This is a genomic window from Psychrobacter sp. 1U2 (assembly GCF_051847575.1).
The window spans coordinates 1-643 of the sequence record NZ_JBPYDC010001280.1; the positions used below are offsets into that span (position 1 = coordinate 1).

Annotated in this window: 1 protein-coding gene; it reads left to right on the forward strand. The window is 35.9% G+C overall.

The genetic code is table 11. The features are described from left to right. Positions 1 to 128: 128 nt before the first annotated feature. A partial coding sequence (locus ACS8FD_RS21650) for a hypothetical protein (RefSeq protein WP_439277388.1) occupies positions 129 to 643 on the forward strand: 515 nt, incomplete at its 3' end.

Below are 643 nucleotides of genomic sequence, written 5' to 3' on the forward strand. Positions count from 1 at the left end.
CAGATATTGGAGCGAGGATAACCCCAGTCATAATGACGACTATATAAGAAATGGTAATCAAGCGTTAGCATCTTTAGATTTATTGACTTTCATATGCAAGCAAATGAATGTAGAAGTTGCCATACAAGTTGACATTAAAAGAAGATATAAAGACTCATTCAGTAGATGGAGTAATGACGATGACCTCGGATACATCCCGCCATACAGCAAAACCTTCCTCTTATCTGCAGATGGAAAGCTTAGAGACACAACAAAGCGTTATCAACTTAGGTGAGCGTTTAATTGATAATTTTAAAGACGATGAAGTTGACGAAATAACAGCATGGATGTGTAACTATATCTCTGAAAAAATATTATTAGCTGAACAAACTGGTAATGAGGATGCTAAGCAAGAATGCTTTGACACTATACTTAAGCTTTGGGAAAGACATTCTTCATTTCCTGATGGCAAACGCCCATTTGAAAATCTCGAGCCCGTTTTGGAAACATTGAATTCGCTAGATCCTAACAATCAAAATAATAGATACCTATCCAATCCATTTGCTCAGCTTTCTTCAGGTAAGGATGAAACAGATTTAAATAGTTGGCTTAAAATGTCAAGGGTTTTAGATAAAACTGCCCGTATCCTTATCTGTTTTTGTAT